Below are 20,161 nucleotides of genomic sequence, written 5' to 3' on the forward strand. Positions count from 1 at the left end.
GTGTTCTCCTCGGGTGGGGCCTAGTCTGACGGTCCGTCAGAATTGGGTACCGCGCCGGAGGCGAGCGAGCATGCTGCTGACAGGGAAGACCGTGGTCGTATCCGGAGTCGGCGCCGGCCTCGGGCAGTGCGTGGCGGCAGCCGCGGTGCGCGACGGCGCGAACGTGGTGCTCGGGGCGCGCACCGAGGAGCACCTCGTGAAGGTGGCCGGGGAGATCGACCCGAAGGGGTCGCGGACCGCATGGCTGTCCACGGACATCGCCGACGGCGACCAGTGCGAGGCGCTCGCCGCGCTGGCCGTCGAGCGCTTCGGCGGCATCGACGCCGTCGTGCACGTCGCGGCCATGGACGGGTACTTCGGCGGCCTGGAGGACGCGGACTTCGCGTCGTGGCAGCGCGTGCTGGACGTCAATCTGCTCGGAACACTGCGGCTCACCAAGGCGTGCCTGCCGGCGCTGAAGGCGCACGGCGGGTCCGTGGTGTTCATCGGGACGCAGTCGGCGATCGCGGCGCCCTCGCAGGTGCGGCAGGCGGCGTACGCGGCCTCCAAGGGGGCGCTGACGTCGGCGATGTACTCGGTGGCGCGCGAGCTGGGCCCGTACCGGATCCGGGTGAACACGGTGCTGCCCGGCTGGATGTGGGGCCCGCCGGTGCAGGCGTTCGTCCAGTTCTCGGCGCACACGGAGGGCGTGTCCGAGGATGAGGTGCTGGGCCGGCTCACGGAGCGGATGGCGCTCCCGGAACTGGCGACGGACGGGGACGTGGCGGAGGCGGCGGTCTTCCTTGCCTCCGACCGGGCTCGTGCGATCACCGGTCAGTCCCTGCTGGTGAACGCCGGCGAACTGATGCGGTAGCGCTCGACCTCTCCTCTCTCTACCGCGCGGGATCCCGTATCCCGCGCGGTACTTCCTCATGCCCTGCAGGACGTCCAGCGAAGTGCCCGCTCATCGTGTGTTCGCGGTCACGTTCACAACAATGCCAAGGAAGGTCAAGAACAAGTAAAATCGTTCGGCTTTCTGATTTTTGTTCAGACTCTTGAACGCGAAGACCCTTGACCGACCACCCTGACAGGGGGTTCAATCCCGGAAGTCCCCCACTCCCGCACGGGGGCGCCGCCGCAGCGAACGTCCCAGCGAAGTGCGATTCACGTTCACAGGGCGGACCCCTGGAGGGGACATGAACACTCTTGACTGGGCCGTACTCATCGCCTACTTCGGCGTGATGATCGCGATTGGAGTCTGGTCCCACAAGCGCATCGACGACGTCGGCGACTACTTCACGGCCGGCGGCAAGATGCCCTGGTGGCTTTCCGGCATCTCGCACCACATGTCCGGCTACAGCGCGGTCATGTTCACCGGCTACGCGGGCATCGCCTACAAGTACGGGGTGACGTCCTACGTCACCTGGTCCTTCCCGATCGCGATCGGGATCGCCATCGGCGCCAACCTCTTCGCGCCCCGGATCAACCGGCTGCGCTCCCGGCTGCATGTCGCCTCGCCGCTCGAGTACCTGAAGAACAGGTACAACCTCACCACCCAGCAGGCGCTCGCCTGGTCCGGTGTGCTGCTGAAGATCGTCGACGTGGGTGCCAAGTGGGCGGCCATCGCCACCCTGCTGTCGGTCTTCACCGGCGTCACGATCACCCAGGGCATCGTCATCACCGGCGCGATCACCGCCGTCTACTGCACGGTCGGCGGACTGTGGGCCGACGCGCTCACCGAGCTGGGGCAGTTCATCATCCAGCTGCTGGCGGGTGTCGCCATGCTCGTGGCCGCCCTCGGCAAGATCGGCGGCATCAGCGGGATCTGGAACGTCTGGGACGACCCGAAGCTGCACGGCCACACCAGCGGCACCGCCGGCCCCTACACGCTGATCTTCCTGTTGGCGTATCTGTTCATCAAGACCTTCGAATACAACGGCGGCATGTGGAACCAGGCGCAGCGCTACATGGCCACCTCCAGCCCCAAAGAGGCCATCCGCTCGGCCCGGCTGTCGGCCGCCCTGTGGTTCGTCTGGCCGCTGGTGCTGTTCTTTCCGATGTGGATCTCCCCGCTGCTGGTGACCGCCAAGAAGCCCGACGGGTCGGACTCGTACGGCCTGATGGTCGAGCAACTGCTGCCACACGGGCTGCTCGGCCTGGTGGTCGTCGGCTTCTTCTCGCACACGATGGCCATGTGCTCCTCCGACGCCAACGCCATCGCTGCCGTCGTCACCCGCGACATCGCGCCGGCGTTCTCCAAGACGGCGCGGGCCTGGACCCAGCGTGCGGGGCTGATCGCCGCCCGGCTCACCACGCTCTCGTTCCTCGGCCTGTCCATGGCGATCGCCACCCAGGTCAACTCGCCCACCTTCAAGGACATCATCACCATCGTCATCAAGTGGGTGGCGGGGCTGATGGGACCGATCGCGATCCCGTTCATGCTCGGGCTCCTGCGGCCGTTCCGTAAGTCCGGGCCGACCGCCGCGCTCACCAGCTGGGCGATGGGTCTGCTCGCGTTCTACCTGCTCAACTACCCGATCAACGATGCGATCGACGGCGGCGTGAACCTGGAGTACCAGATCTCATTGCCGCTCGCGGTCTCGCTCTTCCTCTACATCGTCATCGGCTTCATCAAGCCGGAGGACACCCCGGAGCGGGACGCGGTGCTGGCCCTCATCAACAACGACGGCGGCGGCAGTGATGCGACCGGGTCCGCCGCGGCCGTCCCCGAGCCGGCCAAGGACCAGGACGCGGCGGTGCCCGCCAACGACTGAGCCGCGGCCGGGACGTGGCGGTGGAGCACCTGCGGGGGCGCAACAGCTCCACCGTCACATACCTCCGGCGTCACGTATCTCCACCGTCACGGACCGGCCGACCGGCACGACAGCCGAATGGGGCGCCCGCCGGTGGCGGGCGCCTCAGGCGTTCGGGTAGCGGTCCAGCCACGAAGGGGACGCGCCGGCCGGGCCGTGCAGCGCCGGGGCCTGCGTCATCTCCATGGCGAAGTCGTCCGCGAGCTGCAGGATCGTGCCGCGCCCCTCCAGCTCCGCGATCCACGACGGGGGCAGCGCCGTCTCACCGTGCTGCGCGCCCAGCAGATTGCCGCAGACGGAACCGGTCGAATCACTGTCGCCGCCGTGGTTCACCGCCAGCAGCAGGCCGTGGTGTACGTCCTCGGCGACGAGCGCGCAGTACACGCCGATCGCCAGCGCCTCCTCCGCCGTCCAGCCCTCCCCCAGCGACTCCACGCGCTCCGGTGACGGCATCCCCTGCCGTACGGCGCCCAGCGCCCGCTGCAGGGCGTCCGTGGTCTCCTCGTGGTCGGGGCGCGAACCGAGCAGCGCCAGCGCGTGCTGTACGGAGCCGTCGAGCGCCTCCCCGCGCGCCAGCCCGTGCACGATGACGGCGAACGCGCCCGCCGCCAGCTGCCCGGTGGGATGGCCGTGGGTCTGCGCCGCGCACTCGACCGCCAGCTGGAACACCAGCCCCGCCTCCCAGCCGACCAGCAGCCCGAACGGCGCGGAGCGCATCACTGTGCCGCAGCCCTTGGAGTCCGGGTTCTTCGGGCTCTCGACCGTGCCCATCCGGTCGTCCGCGAGGCCCTTGAGGCACGCCTGGCCGGGCGCGCGGCGCGAGTACAGCCACTCCTCGCGCGACAGCCAGCCGGTGTCCTTGCGGCGCTCGTCGGGTCCCCAGTCGTTCTGGGTGGCCGCCCAGCGCAGATACGCGCGGTGCACATCGGTGGGCGGGTGCCAGGCGCCGCTGTCGCGGCGCACCTGGGCGCGTATGAGCCCTTCCGTCGTGAACAGCGTCATCTGCGTGTCGTCCGTGATGGCGCCCCGGCGGCCGAACGCCGGCACAAAGTCCGTCACCCCGTCCGGGCCGTGCTCCGCCCGGATCGCCTTCAGCGAGTCGAACTCGATGCCCGCGCCCAGCGCGTCGCCGATGGCCCCGCCCAGCAGGCAGCCACGTACGCGGCTGCGGAAATCCTGCTGCTGCGCGCGTCCCCAAACCGCCGTCAAAGCGAACCCCTTCGGTCAGCCGCTGTCAGGCGCAGCACGATAGTCGACAAACCCGCTCGCGTCCCGTGCCGTCGGACGTCACCGGCGCGGACCGGCCACGCCCGGCCGCCGCGACTGGCAACGCCCGGCCACGACCGCCCACACCCCGCCACGCCCGCCCACAACCCCCACCCCTACGCGTCGAGCACCGGCAGCAGCTCGGGGAGGTGTCCGTCGGAGGCGAGCCCTGCGGCCCGGCGTTCCGCGGAGACCTCGCCGTACAGGGTGGTGCGCTGACGGGACGGCCGGCCGGCGGAGTCGGCGATCGCGACCAGGTCCTGGATGGACCGGTAGGAGCCGTAACTGGATCCCGCCATCCGGGAGATGGTCTCCTCCATCAGGGTGCCGCCCAGGTCGTTCGCCCCGGAGCGGAGCATCTCCGCCGCCCCCTCAGCGCCCAGCTTGACCCAGCTGGTCTGGATATTGGGGATATGGGTGTGCAGCAGCAGCCGGGCCATCGCCGTGACCGCCCGGTTGTCCCGGAGCGTCGGCCCGGGCCGGGCTATACCGGCCAGATAGACGGGCGCGTTCGTGTGGATGAAGGGCAGCGTCACGAACTCCGTGAAACCGCCCGTCTCCCGCTGGATCTCGGCGAGCAGCCGCAGATGGCCCAGCCAGTGGTGCGGCTGGTCCACATGCCCGTACATCATCGTGGACGAGGACCGCAGGCCCAGCGAGTGCGCGGCCTTCACGACCTCCACCCAGGTCGCGGTCGGCAGCTTGCCCTTGGTGAGGACCCACCGCACCTCGTCGTCCAGGATCTCGGCGGCCGTGCCGGGAATCGAGTCGAGCCCGGCCTCCTTGGCCGCCGCCAGCCAGTCGCGGATCGACATGCCGGTGCGCGTCGCCCCGTTGGCGACCTCCATCGGCGAGAAGGCGTGCACATGCATGCCCGGCACGCGCTCCTTCACCGCTCGCGCGATGTCGAAGTACGCGGTGCCGGGCAGGTCCGGGTGGATACCGCCCTGCATGCACACCTCGGTCGCGCCGACCTCCCACGCCTGCTCCGCGCGATCGGCGACCTGGGACAGCGACAGCGTGTACGCGTCGGCGTCGGTGCGCCGCTGCGCGAAGGCGCAGAAACGGCAGCCGGTGTAGCAGACGTTGGTGAAGTTGATGTTCCTGGTGACGATGTACGTGACCTCGTCGCCGACCGTGTCGCGCCGCACATCGTCCGCGATCCGGCACAGCGCGTCCAGCGCGGGACCGTCCGCGTGCAGCAGCGCGAGCGCCTGCTCGTCGGTGAGCTTCACCGGATCGTCGGCCGCGGTCGCGAGCGCCGACCGTACGTCCCCGTCGACCCGGTCGGGGACCATGCCGGGCGCCGCCTGCTCGCGCAGCGACTCCCAGTCGCCGTACACGTCGTCGAAATCATCCCTGCGGTCGCCGGTCCGCCCGGTGGTGTCGATCGTGGTGTGCAGATCGGTGCGGCCGGTGGCCGTGAACGCCTCCTCCGGCTCCTGCCAGAGCAGCCCGGTGGGCTTGGCGTTCTCGTCCGCCAGCGCCGTCCCCGGGTCCGCCAGGGCCCGTACGTGCGGCAGCAGGCGCGGGTCGAGCCACGGCTCGCCCCGCTGGATGAACTCGGGATAGATCGTGAGCCGCTCGCGCAGCGCGAACCCGGCGGCGGCCGTCTTCCCGGCCAGTTCGTCGATGTGCGGCCACGGGCGTTCGGGATTGACGTGGTCGGGGGTCAGCGGCGACACCCCGCCCCAGTCGTCGATCCCCGCGTCGATGAACCGCGCGTACTCACCGTCCACCAGGTTCGGCGGCGCCTGGATCCGGGCCGCGGGGCCGAGGATCAGCCGGGCCACCGCGATCGCCGCCGCCAGCTCCTCCAGCTCCGCGTCCGGCATGCCGCGCATCGCGGTGTCCGGCTTGGCGCGGAAGTTCTGGATGATCACTTCCTGGATGCCGTGGTACTGCCGGGCGATCTTCCGTATCGCGAACAGCGATTCGGCGCGCTCCGCGTACGTCTCCCCGATGCCGATCAGGATGCCCGTCGTGAACGGGACGTTGGAGCGCCCCGCGTCCTCCAGCACCCGCAGCCGCACCGCCGGGTCCTTGTCGGGCGAGCCGTAATGCGGGCCGCCCGGCTCCGACCACAGCCGGGTCGCCGTCGTCTCCAGCATCATGCCCATCGACGGCGCCACCGGCTTGAGACGCTGCAGGTCCTGCCACGACAGCACGCCGGGGTTCAGGTGCGGGAGCAGTCCGGTCTCCTCCAGCACGCGGATCGACATCGCCCGCACATACGCGAGCGTGTCGTCGTAGCCGTGCGCGTCGAGCCACTCCCGCGCCTCCGGCCAGCGTTCCTCCGGGCGGTCGCCGAGCGTGAACAGGGCCTCCTTGCAGCCCATTTCCGCGCCCTGCCGCGCGATGTCGAGGACCTCGTCCGGGGAGAGGTACATCCCGTGTCCCTCGCGGCGCAGCTTGCCCGGCACCGTCACAAAGGTGCAGTAGTGGCACTTGTCGCGGCACAGCCGGGTCAGCGGAATGAAGACCTTCCGCGAATACGTGATCACTCCGGGCCGGCCGGCCGTCTCCAGCCCCGCGTCACGCACCCGGGCCGCCGTGGCGGAGAGATCCACCAGATCACCGCCACGCGCCTGCAGCAGGACCGCCGCCTCGGCGGTGTCGAGCGCAACGCCGTCGCGGGCACGCTTCAGAGCGCGCCGCATGCCGTTGGCGGTGGGGGTCGGCTCGTCGGGGCGGGTCAGGCTCATGGTCATCTCCCGAGCATAGGTCGCTGCCCGGCACGCGGGGCTATGGCGTTGACCACGACGGATTCCGGCGGGCCCGCCGGCAGGATCACTGCTTCCGGTCCATCCGGTGCTTCCGGTGCTTCCGCTCCGGCGGTCACAGGAACTGCGCGTAGTCGTCCAGCACGCGCAGGACGTCGTCCGTCCCGGCCGGGGGCAACTGCACCACGCACTCCTCGATGCCCAGGTCACGGAAGTACCCGAGCTTTCCCGCGTTCGGGCGCACCGCCGACGGCACGACCTGCAGCGCGCCCGGCTCACGTCCGGCCGCGGCCCACACCTCCCGCAGCCGCGGCAGCGCCTCGGCGAGACCACCGCCCCCGATCGGCATCCAGCCGTCCGCGTACTCGGCGATGTGCCCGAAGAGCTTCGGCCCCGCGGCCCCGCCGACCAGCGTCCGCAGCGGGCCGACCGGCTTCGGGTACGCGTCACTCGCCGCCACCGACGCGAACTCCCCCTTGTACGCCGTCGGCTCCGGCGCCCACAGCGCTCGCATCACCCGCATCCGGTCGCGTACGAGCTCCCGCCGCCGGTTCCACTCCACCCCGTGATCGGCGGCCTCCTCCACATTCCAGCCAAATCCGACCCCCAGCGTGAACCGGCCGCCCGACAGGTGATCGAGCGTCGCGATCTGCTTCGCCAGCACGATCGGATCGTGCTGCGCGACGAGCGTGATGGCGGTGCCGAGCGTGATCCGCCGGGTGACGGCGGCCGCCGCCGCGAGCGCCGTGAAGGGATCGAGCGTCCGCCCGTACTCGCGCGGCAGCGGCTCGCCCATCGGCGCCGGAGTGGTCCTGGCCACCGGAATGTGGGTGTGCTCGGGCAGGAACAGCCCGGCGAAACCGCGCTGCTCCACCTCCTCGGCGAGCCGCACCGGAGCGATGGTCTCGTCGGTCAGGAAGATCGTGGCATTGATCCGCACGGGCACCTCCGGTAAGTGGAGCGGGACGGCGTGGCGGGACACCCCTGTACGCCATGAACGCTGGGGCCGATCCTGTCTCTTCCCGTGAGCGTTTGCACCCAACCTCGCCATCCGGCGTCCCCGGGGTGTTCCGGCCTCCGACACTCCGGCGTAGAACAGTTCCCAGCGGCACTTCCCACCCTTCTCGCCAGGAGGCACGGATGGAACGACGCGATGTTCTCAAGCTCACGGCGCTTGCGGGCGCGACCGGAGTCCTTACGCTGGCTCCTGTGAGCTTCGCCGGAGCCGCGGACGCGCCGGACGGTACCCCAGGCGCCCCAGCGGCCGAAGAGACGCATACCGTCGCCGGACATCTGCCCACCGGTGTGGCGGACTTCGTCTACCTGCCCGTGGAAGTACCGCACGGCGTACGTGAGATCGCCGTCTCCTACACGTACGACAAGCCGGCCGTACCCGTCGGAACCGTCGGCAACGCCTGTGACATCGGCATCTTCGACCAGCGCGGCACCGCACTCGGCGGCAAGGGCTTCCGCGGCTGGTCCGGGGGATTCCGCACCGAATTCGCCATCAGCGCCAGGCAGGCGACCCCGGCCTATCTTCCCGGCCCGGTCTCCCCCGGCACCTGGAACATCGTCCTCGGCCCGTACACCGTCGCGCCCCAGGGGCTGAACTACTCCGTCACCATCACCCTGCGCTACGGCCCCCAGGGCACCACCCCGGCCACCACCTACCCGCCGCAGCACGCCAAGGGGCGCGGCAGCGCCTGGTACCGCGGGGACTGCCACCTCCACACCGTCCACTCCGACGGCAAGCGCACGCCGGAGGAGCTCGTCGCCGCCGCCCGCGCCGCCGGGCTCGACTTCATCAACACCAGCGAACACAACACCTCCTCCGCCCACACCGTCTTCGGCCCGCTGGCCGGCGACGACCTGCTCATCCTCACCGGCGAGGAGATCACCACCCGCAACGGCCACTACCTCGCCGTCGGCAGCGACGCCGGCGTCTGGTTCGACTGGCGCTACCGCGCCCGCGACGACGCGTACGCGCGGTTCGCGCGCAAGATCCGGAAGGCGGGCGGCCTCGTCGTGCCGGCCCATCCCTACGGGATCTTCCCCGCCAGTCAGTGGAAGTTCGGCTACGACCAGGCCGACGCCATCGAGATCTGGAACGGCCCCTGGACCCCGGACGACGAACTCTCCCTCAACACCTGGGACAACCTCCTCACCGCCTCCGGCCGTGGTGACGGTCATTGGATCCCCGCGATGGGCAACTCCGACGCCCACCGCGAACCCCAGGTCGTCGGCCTCCCCCAGACGGTTGTCCTGGCGGACCGCCTCGACCGCCCTTCCCTTCTCGCGGGTATCCGCGCGGGCCGGAGCTGGCTGGCGGAGTCGTCCGCCGTCCAGCTCGCCTTCACGGCCACCGGCCCGCACGGCGAGCACGCGGGGATCGGCGAACGGCTGGTCGTGGCGGCGGGGGACATCGTGACGGTGCGGCTCGAGGTGTCGGGGGTGCCGGATGCGGGCGGGGTGTTCGGCGCGCAGGCGCGGTTGATGACGGACGAGGGCCAGATGTACGCCACGCAACTCCCTGTCTCGGGGATCGGTCACATCGAATGGCGCACCACGGCTTCTTTGGCGGCGTATGTGAGGGCGGAGGTCCGGCATCCGGTTACGGACGGCGGGGCGAGCGGGCTTCCGGGCCGGGTTGCTGCCCTGACGAATCCGATCTGGCTGGATCCGCGGTAGCCGGTTCGCTTGCGGCGGGCTTGGGGGGCGGGGCCGGGTCCTCCGGGGCGGCGATCCCCTGCGGGAGGCGAGTGGCCGGTCAGGCCGTTGGGACGGTCGCGGTGTCGCGGCCTGAGCGCAGCACAATGCCCGGCACAGCGCCGGTGATCTCGTCGTCGCGAATCGTCTCGACGCCGTTGACCCGGACGCTCACGATGCCGATCGCCCGGGAGTCGAGCCGGGGGCTGTCGCCCGGCAGGTCGTGGACGAGGGTGGCGACGCCGGCGTCGATGCGGGCGGGGTCGAAGAGGACGAGGTCGGCGAAGTAGCCCTCGGCGATCCGGCCCCGGCCGCGCAGTCCGAAGAGCCGGGCCGGGTCGTCGGTGAGCATGCGTACGGCCTGTTCGAGGGGGACCAGGCGGCGGCCGCGCAGGCAGTCGCCGAGGAAACGGGTCGTGTAGGGGGCGCCGCACATGCGGTCGAGGTGGGCGCCGGCGTCGGAGCCGCCGAGCATGACGTCCTCGTGTTCCCAGGTGCGGGCGCGGAGCGCCCAGCTGTCGGGGTCGTTGTCGGTGGGCATCGGCCAGAGCACCGTACGCATGTAGTCGTTGGCGCAGATCTCGACGATGGTCTCGAACGCCTCCTGCCCGCGTTCGGCGGCGATGTCCTTGACGACCCGGCCACTGACGCCCGTGTTGGCCTCGGAGTACGTGTCGCCGATGACGTAGCGCCCGAAGTCGGCGAGGCGCCGGAAGACGCCGGCCTCGGGGCTGTTGGCGCTGCGCAGCATCTCCGTGCGGACGGCGGGCTCTCGGAGCCTGGCGATGCGTTCCGGGACGGGAAGGTTGAGGACCTCGCCCCAGCCGGGGATCAGGTTGAGTGCGCAGAAGGTGCCGAGGGACATGTTCATCGGCGTGAGGATCGGCATGGTGAGGGCCACGATGCGGCCACCGGCCTTGCGGGCGCGTTCGGACGCGGCGAGCTGGCGGGGAACGCGGGCCGGGACGGCGGCGTCGATGGTGAGGACGTTCCAGTTGAGCGGCCGTCCCGCGGCGGCGCTCATGTCCACGAAGAGGTCGATCTCCTCGTCCGCGAACTGGTCGAGACAGCCGGCGACGATCGCCTCGATCTGGGTGCCCTCGTGTTCGCCGACGGCGCGCGACAGGGCGATGAGTTCCTCGCGGGTCGCGTGCCGGGAGGCGACGGGTCTGCCGTCGCCGTCGGAGTGGGTGGAGGACTGGGTGGTGGAGAGCCCCCAGCCGCCGGCGGCCATGGATTCATGGAAGAGCTGGAGCATCTGCTCCAATTGCTCCCCGGTGGGCTGTCCGCCGACGGCGTCCGGGCCCATGACATGGCGGCGGAGCGCGCAGTGGCCGACCATGAAGCCCGCGTTGACGGCGATACGTCCTTCGAGGGCGTCGAGATAGTCGCCGAAGGAGGACCAGGTCCAGTCGACGCCGTCCTCGAGGGCCTTGAGGGACATCCCCTCGACCTTGGACATCATGCGGCGGGTGTAGTCGGCGTCGCCGGGGCGGTCGGGGTTGAGCGGGGCGAGGGTGAAGCCGCAGTTGCCGCCGGCGATGGTGGTGACGCCGTGGTTCATGGAGGGGGTGGCGAAGGGGTCCCAGAACAGCTGGGCGTCGTAGTGGGTGTGGGGATCGACGAAGCCGGGGGTCAGGACGAGGCCGGTGGCGTCCTCCTGCGACCGCGCGGGTTCTGTCAGGGTGCCCGGTTCGGCGATCGAGACGATCGTGCCGCCGCGCAGGCCGACATCGGCGGTGTACGCGGGGGCTCCCGTGCCGTCCACCACGGTGGCGCCCTTGATCAGGTGGTCAAGCATGGTCGATCTCACCTCTCCGGGTAACGGGTAAGCGGTCGCTGCGGTGCGGGGCCGCGGCGGTCAACGGTCGCTGCGGTGAACCACCGCGGTAGCGGGCCGGCTGCCGGACGGACCGGCTCCGGCACGTGTCCTGGCTTCCGGACCGGGCAAGGCCGGCAGGCCGCTGCCGGTGTTCCTGCCCGGTCCGGAGGCCCGTGGTGGCGGCGGTCCGGGAAGACGCCGCCGTATGGGGCGCGGGCCGGGGCCCGCAGTGCGCGGCGGGCGCCGTCAGGCGCCGGCCGCCTGGCGGAATCGCGTGGTGCGGTGCACCGGGTCCGTGTCGATCTTGGGGATCACGTGCTCGCCGATGAGCTTGATGGTGTTCATCGTGTCCTCGTAGGAGATCCCGATCGGCAGCCCGAAGGAGAGCTGGTCGGCACCGGCCTGCTCCCAGCGCTTGCACTGCGCCGTGACCTCGTCCGGGTCGCCGCAGATCATCAGCTCCTCGGCGATGAGGAGTTCGATGATCTCCTCGCTGTACTCGGGGAGCAGTTCCGGCCACTCGGGGATGCCCTCGGGCCGGGGGAAGGTGTCGTGGTAGCGGAAGACCAGCGACTGGAGGCGGTTGAGGCCGCCCTTGGCGGCTATCTCGACGGCCTTGGCGTGGGTCTCCGCGCAGATGGCGGTGGACGTCACCATGACGTTGTCGTTGACGAAGTCACCGATCGGCTCGGCCTCCTGGATTGCCGTCTTGTACTGCTCCAGGACCCACTCCATGTCGGAGACCTTCTGCACGCTGAACCCCAGCACGCCCAGGCCCTTCTTGGCGGCCATGGCGTACGAGGACGGTGATCCGGCGGCGTACCACATGGCCGGGTGCGACTTCGCGTACGGCTTGGGGAAGATCTTCCGCGGCGGCAGCGACCAGTGCTTCCCCTGGAACCCGACGTACTCGTCCTGGAGCCACATCTTGGGGAACTCGGCGATGGTCTCTTCCCAGATCTCCTTGGTGTGGTTCATGTCGGTGATGCCCGGCATGAACCCGAGGATCTCGTGGCTGCCCGCCCCGCGTCCCGAGCCGAACTCGAACCGGCCTTCCGAGAGGTGGTCCAGCATCGCGACCTTCTCGGCGACCTTCACCGGGTGGTTGACCGGCGCGAGGGGGTTGAAGATGCCGGATCCGAGGTGGATGCGGTCAGTGGCGTGGGCGAGGTATCCGAGGAAGACCTCGTTCGCCGACAGGTGGGAGTACTCCTCCAGGAAGTGGTGTTCGGAGGCCCAGGCGTACTTGAAGCCGGACTTGTCCGCCTGGATGACGTACTCGGTCTCCTCCAGCAGCACCTTGTGCTCCGCCTGGGGGTCGACCGCAGACCGTGCGGCAGGCACGTATCCCTGTACAAAGAGCCCGAATTCCAAGGAGGTTCACCGTCCTAAAGTTTTCTGACACTCCGTCAGATACAGACGACTCTGGCACCGCCGCCGCGGAGCGTCAATACCTGATGAAGCGTCAGATTCAGTGGCTAGAAGACGGATACCCCGGCCAGCCAGCCACCGTCGATGACGAACGGCTGCCCGGTGATGTACGAGGAGTCCTCGCTGGTCAGGAACAGTGCGAGCTTCGCCACCTCGGCCGGCTGACCGATCCGCCCGAGCGGCACGAGCTTCTTGTACAGCCCGTCGAGGGCCGCCGTGGTCTCCGCCGGGTCCGCCTCCGGGTCGAGCCGGGAGGGGTTGGACATGGGGGTGTCGATGGCGCCGGGGCACATCGCGTTCACCCGGATCCCCTTCGACGCCACCTCCATCGCCGCCACCCGCGTCATCCCGACGATCGCGGCCTTCGTCGCGGCGTACGACGCCAGCAGGGCCATGCCGCTCAGCGCGGTGTACGAGGCGGTGTTGACGATCGTGCCGCCGCCGGCCGCCTCGATGGCGGGGATCGCCGCCCGCATCCCGAGGAACGCGCCCACCTGGTTGACCTGCACCACCAGCTGGTACTCCTCCAGCGGGGTACTCGCCAGCTCGTTGAAGCGCAGGATCCCCGCGTTGTTGACCAGCCCGTCCAGCCGGCCGAATGCCTCGGTCGTGGCCGCGACGGCCGCCGCCCAGTCCTCCTCGCGGCTCACGTCCAGATGGACGTAGCGCGCGCTCTCGCCCATCTCCTTGGCCAGCGCCTCGCCCTGCTCGTCGAGCACATCCGCGAGAACGACGTTCGCCCCCTCGGCGGCGAACAGCCGCGCCTCCTGCTCGCCCTGCCCGCGCGACGCGCCGGTGATCAGCACCACGCGCCCGTCCAGCTTGCCCATGTCTCTCCCTCGGTCCCTCGGTCGTCTCAGTCATTGAGGAGCGGGGCGACGTCCGTGCCGAACGCCTCCATCTGCTCGATCAGTTCGGCCAGGCTGCGGCTCCTGAACCGGACCTGGATCTGGCCGACGCCCATCGCGTGGTACTCGCGCAGGCTCTCGGCCAGCGCGTCCGCCTTGCCGTGCAGCGTCCGCCGCCCGACGTGCCACGTGGCTTCGCCGACGTACAGCGGCTCGGCGATCGCGCCGATGTCGATCGGCGCCCCGATCCCCGCCTGCTCGCGCAGCTCCCTGATCCGCGCGATCTGCTGCGGCATGCGGTCCCGCGGGTCGCCCTGCGGCAGCCAGCCGTCGCCCTTGGTCGCCGCCCGCCGCACGGCCGCGGGCGCGGAGCCCCCGACCCACACGGGCGGGCCCGCCGGCTGGGCGGGACGCGGGCGCTGCCCGAGCCCGTCGAACGAGAAGAACTCGCCCTCGTGCGAGGGGAACTCGTCGGCGAAGGCGGCTTTGAGCGCGTCGATGGTCTCGTCGAGTACGGGTCCGCGCCGCTCGAAGTCCGCGCCGACCGCGTCGAACTCCTCGCGCACATGCCCGGCCCCGACCCCGAGGATCAGCCGGCCGCCCGACAGATGGTCCAGCGTCGCGTACTGCTTCGCGCTGATCAGCGGATGCCGCAGGCCGGTCACGGCCACGTGGCTGAGAAGCCTGACGTTCGTCGTGGCGGCGGCCAGGTAGGCGAGGGTCGCCACCGGGTCGTACCAGGTCGTACTCATCGCCTCGGCGAGCCGGTGCGGGATCGCGACGTGGTCGCACGACCCGATATACGCAAAGCCGAACCGGTCCGCCGCCTGCGCCACCGCCACGAGGTCGGCGGGTGTCGCGTCCGTCTCCCACGGCTCGGCGTAGATGGTGCTCAGCGACTGGATCGGCAACTGCATCCCATAGACCAGCCGCCCTTCGGGCAGGATCCGCGCCACGTCGTCCTCCCTCAATCTGGATCGGTGTGGATCGGTGTGCGGCCATCGTCGTATCTGACGATCCGTCAGTAAAGGGCTGCGCCGGGTTTTCCGGCCGGGGTCAGGGCTTTGCCCTCAAACGCCGGGCGGGCTGGACGGGTCTGCGGGTCCGGCGTTTGAGGGCAGAGCAGGAAGATCAGCCGGCCCACAAACCGTCAGGGCTGAGGCCGAGCAGCGCGATCGCGTTGCCGCGAACGATGCGGTCCACCACATCCGGCGCCAAGTGACCCATCTGCGCCTCCCCCACCTCCTTCGACTTCGGCCATGTCGAGTCGGAGTGCGGATAGTCCGTCTCGTACAGGACGTTGCCGACGCCGACGGCGTCGAGGTTCTTCAGCCCGAACGCGTCGTCGAAGAAGCACCCAAAAACGTGCTCGGCGAAGAGCTCGGACGGCGGCCGGAACACCTTGTCCGCGACGCCGCCCCAGGCGCGGTTCTCCTCCCACACCACGTCCGCGCGCTCCAGGATGTACGGAATCCAGCCGATCTGGCCCTCCGCGTACATGATCCTGAGGTTCGGGAAGCGCTCGAACTTGCCCGACATCAGCCAGTCGACCATCGAGAAGCAGCAGTTGGCGAAGGTGATCGTGGAGCCCACCGCGGGTGGCGCGTCCGCCGAGGTGGACGGCATTCTGCTGGACGAGCCGATGTGCATCGCGATGACGGTGCCGGTCTCGTCGCAGGCCCGCAGGAAGGGGTCCCACTCGTCGGTGTGGATGGACGGCAGCCCCAGGTGCGGCGGGATCTCCGAGAAGCAGACGGCCCGTACGCCGCGCGCTGCGTTCCTGCGTACCTCCGCGGCCGCCAGTTCCGCGTCCCAGAGCGGGACGAGGGTGAGGGGGATGAGGCGGCCGTGCGCTTCGGGGCCGCACCACTCCTCCACCATCCAGTCGTTGTACGCGCGCACCCCGAGCAGTCCCAGCTCCCGGTCCTTGGCCTCGGTGAAGGTCTGGCCGCAGAACCGCGGGAAGGTCGGGAAGCAGAGCGCGGACTGGACGTGGTTGACGTCCATGTCGGCCAGCCGCTCAGGAACGCTGAAGGAGCCCGGCCGCATCTGCTCGTACGTGATCACTTCGAGCTTGATCTCGTCGCGCGAGTAGCCGACGGCGGTGTCGAGGCGGGTCAGCGGGCGGTGCAGATCCTCATAGATCCACCAGTCGCCTATCGGCCCGTCGTCGCCCGGCTGCCCCATGACAGGGGCGAACCTGCCGCCCATGAAGGTCATTTCCTTCAGGGGGGCGCGGACGACGCGCGGGCCGATGTCGTGGTACTTGGACGGGAGCCGGTCCCGCCAGACGTTGGGGGGCTCAACCGTGTGGTCGTCCACCGAGATGATCTTCGGGAAGGTCTCCATGGGCACCACGGTAGCGCCGATCTGACGATCCGTCAGCTACGTGGAGGCACCCTCGTCCAGCGGAGAGCGCGGCCGAAGGACGCGCTCTCCGGGGAACCATGCCGGTCAAGGAACGTGCGTCGGCAGCAGAATCCGCCAGACCGCGTCCTCCACCCCGTGCACGGCCGCGATCCACCCGATGTTCTCCTCCTCCGTGCCCAGCCGCACCGCCTGCGCCAGCTCCCCCACCACGTCCGCGAGATCCCCGTGCCCCATCGCCGGCTCCAGCCGGCCACCCGCGGGCCCGTCGTCCAGATAGCGCTGGTAGCCCGGCGCGGTCCGCAGCACACCCACCGGCCGCCAGCTCTCGGCCAGCCGCCACACCGGTTCGCCGCCGACCCGGATCCCGTCCGCCTCCACCACCTGCGTACGGGCCCGGTCCACCGCCAGCGCGGTCCAGCCGTCGGCACCGGTCAGTACCGCGGCCGGCGCGCAGCGCTCGACGCAGCGGCCCACCGCCGACGTCACCCCCGGCGCGGGCAGCACCAGCGGCACCGCCGTCATCCCCGCGTACAGACAGCCGAAGAACGCCCCCGCGAGATCGGCCCCCTCCGGGTAGGCCAGCAGCACCCGGCTGCCGGGCGGCAGCAGTTGCCCGAGCCGCGCGGCCACCGCCCGTGCCCGGCGGTCCAGTTCCCCGTAACTGCACCCGGCGGTCCCCGCCGTCTCACCGTCGGGGAACGGAAGTTCCGGCACCGACAGCGGCGACCAGGCCGCCCGCCGCCGCAGCCAGGGGCCGGGCAGCCGGTCCACGGCCGCCTCCCGGCGCCCCGGACCGGGCCCGGGACGAGAGCCGGTCCCCGGCCCCTGGCCGAAACCCGACCCTGAGCCCGAACCGGATCCGGTCCCGGAACCGGATCCGGACCCGCCTTTTGTCACCGCCACCGGTACGCACCGTGAACACATGACTGACCTCTCACCTCCTCCGCACCAGACAACACACCGGCATCACCGAAATTCACACAGCACAAGCCGCGGGCAGACACAGACGGAACCTCAAATTCAGCACAACTTTCCCTGTAGCGCCGGGTCGGTCCACAGCACGGGGTGACCCCGGCCCTCCGACACGGCAAACTGGCACGGGACGGAGGGCGAGCGACTGGCCCCACCCGTCATGCGGACACTGTTCCGGTACGCGATGAACGATAGATATACGCGCGTGGCGCCGATGGGCAGCGCATCGGCCGGCACGCCTCAGGGGGCAGCAATGGACAGCGCGACAGGGCCCGGCCGGGGACTGCGGTTCGCAGTTCTCGGTCCGGTACGGGCATGGCGCGACGACCAGCCGATCGTCACCGGCTCCCCGCAGCAGCGTGCGCTCCTCGCCGCGCTGCTGCTGCGCGGCGGCCGCACCGCCACCGCATCCGAGCTTCTCGACGCACTGTGGGGCGAAACCGCACCGACCACCGCGCTCGCCGCGCTGCGCTCGTACGCCTTCCGGCTGCGCAAAGCGCTCGGCGCCGACGCCCTCGTCACCGAATCCGGCGGCTACGCCCTGCATGTCGCCCCGGACGGCCTGGACTTCGCAGCCGCGGAGCGCCTCGCCGCCGAGGCCGAGAAGGCCCGCGGCGCGGGCGACCCCGCCCGCGCCCGCGAACTCCTCGCCACCGCGCTGGGCATGTGGAACGGGGAGCCGCTCGCCGGCCTCCCCGGCCCCTACGCCGAAGCCCAGCGCACCCGCCTGGAGGAATGGCGCCTCACCGTCACCGAGACCCGCCTGGAACTCGACCTGGCGCTGGCCGCCCACGCCGAGGCCGTCTCCGAACTGACCACGCTCTCCGCCGAGCACCCGCTACGGGAACGGCTGCGCTGCCTGCTCATGCTCGCCCTCTACCGCAGCGGCCGGCAGGCAGAGGCGCTCGGTGTCTACGCCGACACCCGCCGGCTGCTCGCCGAGGAGCTGGGCGTCGATCCCTGCGCCGAGCTCACCGACCTCCACCAGCGCATCCTGGAGGCCGACCAGAGCCTGGCCGCCCCGGCCGGGCCCGGCCACCCCGTCGAGATCGTCCGTCCCGCCCAGCTCCCCGCGACCGTCGCCGACTTCACCGGCCGCGCCGCGTTCGTCCGCGATCTCGGCGCCCAGCTCACCGAGGCCGACAACGGCGTCATGGCCGTCTCCGCGCTGGCCGGCATCGGCGGCGTCGGCAAGACCACCCTCGCCGTCCATGTCGCCCACGCCGCCCGCGACGCCTTCCCCGACGGGCAGCTCTACGTCGATCTGCAGGGCACCGACGCCCGGCCCGCGGAACCCGAAGCCGTCCTCGCCTCGTTCCTCCGGGCGCTTGGCCTGTCCGACAACGCGATCCCCGACTCGCTCGCCGACCGCGCCGCGCTCTACCGCTCCACCCTGGACGGCCGCCGGGTGCTGGCGCTGCTCGACAACGCCCGTGACGCGGCCCAGGTCCGCCCGCTGCTGCCCGGGACGCCCGGCTGCGCCGCCCTGATCACCAGCCGGGTCCGGATGGTCGACCTCGCGGGTGCCCACCTCGTCGACCTCGACGTGATGAGCCCCGAGGAGGCGCTCCGGCTCTTCACCCGGATCGTCGGTGAGGAGCGCGTCACCAGCGAGCGCCAGTCCGCCCTGGACGTGGTCGCCGCCTGCGGCTTCCTGCCCCTCGCCATCCGTATCGCCGCCTCGCGGCTGGCCGCGCGCCGCACCTGGACCGTCGCCGTCCTGGCCCGCAAGCTCGCCGACCAGCGCCGCCGGCTGGACGAACTGCGCGCCGGCGACCTCGCCGTCAAGGCCACCTTCGAACTCGGCTACGGCCAGCTCGAACCGCTCCAGGCCCGCGCCTTCCGCCTCCTGTCGCTCGCCGACGGCCCCGACATCTCCCTGGACGCGGCCGCCGCCGTCCTGGACATGGACCCGTACTCCACCGAGGAACTCCTCGAAGCCCTCGTCGACATCAGCCTCATCGAATCCGCCGCCCCGGCCCGCTACCGCTTCCACGACCTGCTGCGCCTGTACGCCCGCGAATGCGCCGACCGCGACGAGACCGACGACGCCCGCTGCAAGGCGCTCTCCCGGTTGCTCGACTTCTACCTCTCCTCCGCCGCGTGCGCCTACGAGCTGGAGAACCCCGGCGACCGCGTCCTGGACCACCTCGCCCCCACCGAGCGTGCCGGTCTGGTCTTCGGCTCCCGCGAGGACGCCCTGGAATGGCTGTTCTCCGAGGCCCAGGGCCTGCTCGCCGCCGTGCAGCAGGCCGCGGGCGGCGGCTGCGAGGGCCCGATGCGGCGGGCGGTCGACCTCCTGTGGGCGGCCCAGGACCTGATGGAGTCGGGCGTCTACGCCCGGCAGTACGAGCAGGGCGTGCGCGCCCTGGTGGAAACGGCGGGCGACTGCGCCGAGCCCCTGGTGGAGGGACGCGCCCGGGTTCTCCTCGGACAACTCCAGCGCCTGTCAGGACAGTTCGATTCCGCGGACCTGGAGGCGCAGCGCTCCTTCATCCTGGGCCTCGCCGCCGAGGACCCGCTCACACGCAGCTACGCCCTCAACCTGCGCGGCGGGATCGCCCTGTTGGGCCATCGGTTCCACGACTGCGCCGAGTACCACACGAACGCGCTGGACGCGTTCCGGGCGGACGGCAACCGGCACGGCGAGGCCGCCGCCCTCAGCAATCTCTCCCGGGCGCAGCTGGAACTCGGCGACACCGAGGCCGCGGTGTCCGCAACCGAACAGGTGGTGTCGATCTATCGCGGGCTGGGCGCCGGCTTCCGGCTCGGCAACGGCCTGTACGCCATGGCCATCGCCCTCACCGAGACCGACCGCCTCGACGAGGCAACGGCCTGCCTGACCGAGGCCCTGGGCATCTTCCACGAAGCGCGGCAGCGGTTCTGGGAGGGCATGACGCTGTTCCGGCTCTCCAAGGTCCACCTGGCGGGCGGCCAATGGCGCCAGTCGGCGTCCCACGCCGAGCAGGCCCTCGTCATCCTCCGCGAGGTCGGCGGCGAATGGCGCACCGCGAACGCGCTGACCGTCCTGGGCCGGGCCCTCTCGGGATTCGGGCAGACCATCCGGGCCCGGGCGTGCTGGCACGACGCGCTCGGCATCTTCACCGCGCTCGGATCCCCGGAGGCGGACGAGGTGCGGCGCCTCATCGACGACCGCTCGTCCCCCGCCGTCGCCATATAACCGCAGCTCACGCTGAGCAACGCCCTCGTTTATCTGTTGATTATCTCGGG

At 70.8% G+C, this 20,161-nt stretch carries 13 protein-coding genes; 4 read left to right on the top strand and 9 right to left on the bottom strand.

Annotated features, from left to right (window positions below):
* Positions 1–70 precede the first annotated feature (70 nt).
* Positions 71–853 (top strand): SDR family oxidoreductase, encoded by a 783-nt coding sequence (locus QMK24_RS12860; RefSeq protein WP_283465769.1) that lies wholly within the window; start codon positions 71–73, stop codon positions 851–853.
* Positions 854–1,175: 322 nt separating this feature from the next.
* A complete protein-coding gene (locus QMK24_RS12865; RefSeq protein ID WP_283465770.1) occupies positions 1,176–2,753 on the top strand; it encodes a sodium:solute symporter family protein in 1,578 nt (525 codons plus the stop codon).
* Between the two features lie 144 nt (positions 2,754–2,897).
* On the opposite strand, the gene QMK24_RS12870 is transcribed toward QMK24_RS12865, so the two are convergent.
* From QMK24_RS12870 to QMK24_RS12880, 3 genes are all read right to left on the bottom strand, one after another.
* Positions 2,898–4,001, bottom strand: a complete 1,104-nt coding sequence (locus tag QMK24_RS12870) for an ADP-ribosylglycohydrolase family protein (RefSeq protein WP_283465772.1) — start codon at positions 3,999–4,001, stop codon at positions 2,898–2,900.
* 173 nt (positions 4,002–4,174) lie between these two features.
* Complete coding sequence (locus tag QMK24_RS12875; RefSeq protein ID WP_283465773.1) at positions 4,175–6,769, bottom strand: bifunctional FO biosynthesis protein CofGH; 2,595 nt, start codon at positions 6,767–6,769, stop codon at positions 4,175–4,177.
* Positions 6,770–6,896: 127 nt separating this feature from the next.
* A complete protein-coding gene (locus QMK24_RS12880; RefSeq protein ID WP_283465775.1) occupies positions 6,897–7,721 on the bottom strand; it encodes a TIGR03619 family F420-dependent LLM class oxidoreductase in 825 nt (274 codons plus the stop codon).
* A 200-nt stretch (positions 7,722–7,921) separates the two neighbouring features.
* Here QMK24_RS12880 and QMK24_RS12885 point away from each other — a divergent pair, with 200 nt between their 5' ends.
* The gene (locus QMK24_RS12885) at positions 7,922–9,469 is read left to right on the top strand and encodes a CehA/McbA family metallohydrolase (protein WP_283465776.1); all 1,548 of its coding nucleotides are present in this window, start codon (positions 7,922–7,924) and stop codon (positions 9,467–9,469) included.
* 79 nt (positions 9,470–9,548) lie between these two features.
* On the opposite strand, the gene QMK24_RS12890 is transcribed toward QMK24_RS12885, so the two are convergent.
* The 6 genes from QMK24_RS12890 to QMK24_RS12915 all read right to left on the bottom strand — a co-directional run bounded on the left by QMK24_RS12890 (position 9,549) and on the right by QMK24_RS12915 (position 16,729).
* Positions 9,549–11,288, bottom strand: coding sequence for an N-acyl-D-amino-acid deacylase family protein (locus tag QMK24_RS12890; RefSeq protein ID WP_283465777.1), 1,740 nt, complete (start codon positions 11,286–11,288; stop codon positions 9,549–9,551).
* A gap of 267 nt (positions 11,289–11,555) precedes the next feature.
* A complete protein-coding gene (locus tag QMK24_RS12895; RefSeq protein ID WP_283465778.1) occupies positions 11,556–12,683 on the bottom strand; it encodes an LLM class flavin-dependent oxidoreductase in 1,128 nt (375 codons plus the stop codon).
* A gap of 104 nt (positions 12,684–12,787) precedes the next feature.
* Positions 12,788–13,570: an SDR family NAD(P)-dependent oxidoreductase gene (locus QMK24_RS12900; RefSeq protein ID WP_283465779.1), complete on the bottom strand. Its 783-nt coding sequence runs from the start codon at positions 13,568–13,570 to the stop codon at positions 12,788–12,790.
* Positions 13,571–13,596: 26 nt separating this feature from the next.
* Positions 13,597–14,505 carry a TIGR03619 family F420-dependent LLM class oxidoreductase gene (locus QMK24_RS12905; RefSeq protein WP_283465884.1) on the bottom strand — a complete coding sequence of 303 codons (909 nt, stop codon included), beginning with the start codon at positions 14,503–14,505 and terminating at the stop codon, positions 13,597–13,599.
* Between the two features lie 214 nt (positions 14,506–14,719).
* Positions 14,720–15,937 carry an amidohydrolase family protein gene (locus tag QMK24_RS12910; protein WP_283465780.1) on the bottom strand — a complete coding sequence of 406 codons (1,218 nt, stop codon included), beginning with the start codon at positions 15,935–15,937 and terminating at the stop codon, positions 14,720–14,722.
* Between the two features lie 105 nt (positions 15,938–16,042).
* Positions 16,043–16,729, bottom strand: coding sequence for an AMP-binding protein (locus QMK24_RS12915; protein ID WP_283465781.1), 687 nt, complete (start codon positions 16,727–16,729; stop codon positions 16,043–16,045).
* Between the two features lie 454 nt (positions 16,730–17,183).
* Between QMK24_RS12915 and afsR the strand changes: the two genes are divergently transcribed.
* Positions 17,184–20,111: an SARP-family global regulator AfsR gene (afsR, locus tag QMK24_RS12920; RefSeq protein ID WP_283465782.1), complete on the top strand. Its 2,928-nt coding sequence runs from the start codon at positions 17,184–17,186 to the stop codon at positions 20,109–20,111.
* Positions 20,112–20,161: the final 50 nt, after the last annotated feature.

The organism is Streptomyces sp. PH10-H1, assembly GCF_030063355.1.
Classification (GTDB): domain Bacteria; phylum Actinomycetota; class Actinomycetes; order Streptomycetales; family Streptomycetaceae; genus Actinacidiphila.

Excerpts from the sequence above, each read along its gene's own strand:
- QMK24_RS12900 (WP_283465779.1), bottom strand. The coding sequence starts at position 13,570 with ATGGGCAAGCTGGACGGGCGCGTGGTGCTGATCACCGGCGCGTCGCGC.
- QMK24_RS12890 (WP_283465777.1), bottom strand. The coding sequence starts at position 11,288 with ATGCTTGACCACCTGATCAAGGGCGCCACCGTGGTGGACGGCACGGGA.
- QMK24_RS12910 (WP_283465780.1), bottom strand. The coding sequence starts at position 15,937 with ATGGAGACCTTCCCGAAGATCATCTCGGTGGACGACCACACGGTTGAG.
- QMK24_RS12875 (WP_283465773.1), bottom strand. The coding sequence starts at position 6,769 with ATGACCATGAGCCTGACCCGCCCCGACGAGCCGACCCCCACCGCCAAC.
- QMK24_RS12885 (WP_283465776.1), top strand. The coding sequence starts at position 7,922 with ATGGAACGACGCGATGTTCTCAAGCTCACGGCGCTTGCGGGCGCGACC.
- QMK24_RS12865 (WP_283465770.1), top strand. The coding sequence starts at position 1,176 with ATGAACACTCTTGACTGGGCCGTACTCATCGCCTACTTCGGCGTGATG.
- QMK24_RS12860 (WP_283465769.1), top strand. The coding sequence starts at position 71 with ATGCTGCTGACAGGGAAGACCGTGGTCGTATCCGGAGTCGGCGCCGGC.
- QMK24_RS12905 (WP_283465884.1), bottom strand. The coding sequence starts at position 14,505 with ATGCAGTTGCCGATCCAGTCGCTGAGCACCATCTACGCCGAGCCGTGG.
- afsR (WP_283465782.1), top strand. The coding sequence starts at position 17,184 with ATGGACAGCGCGACAGGGCCCGGCCGGGGACTGCGGTTCGCAGTTCTC.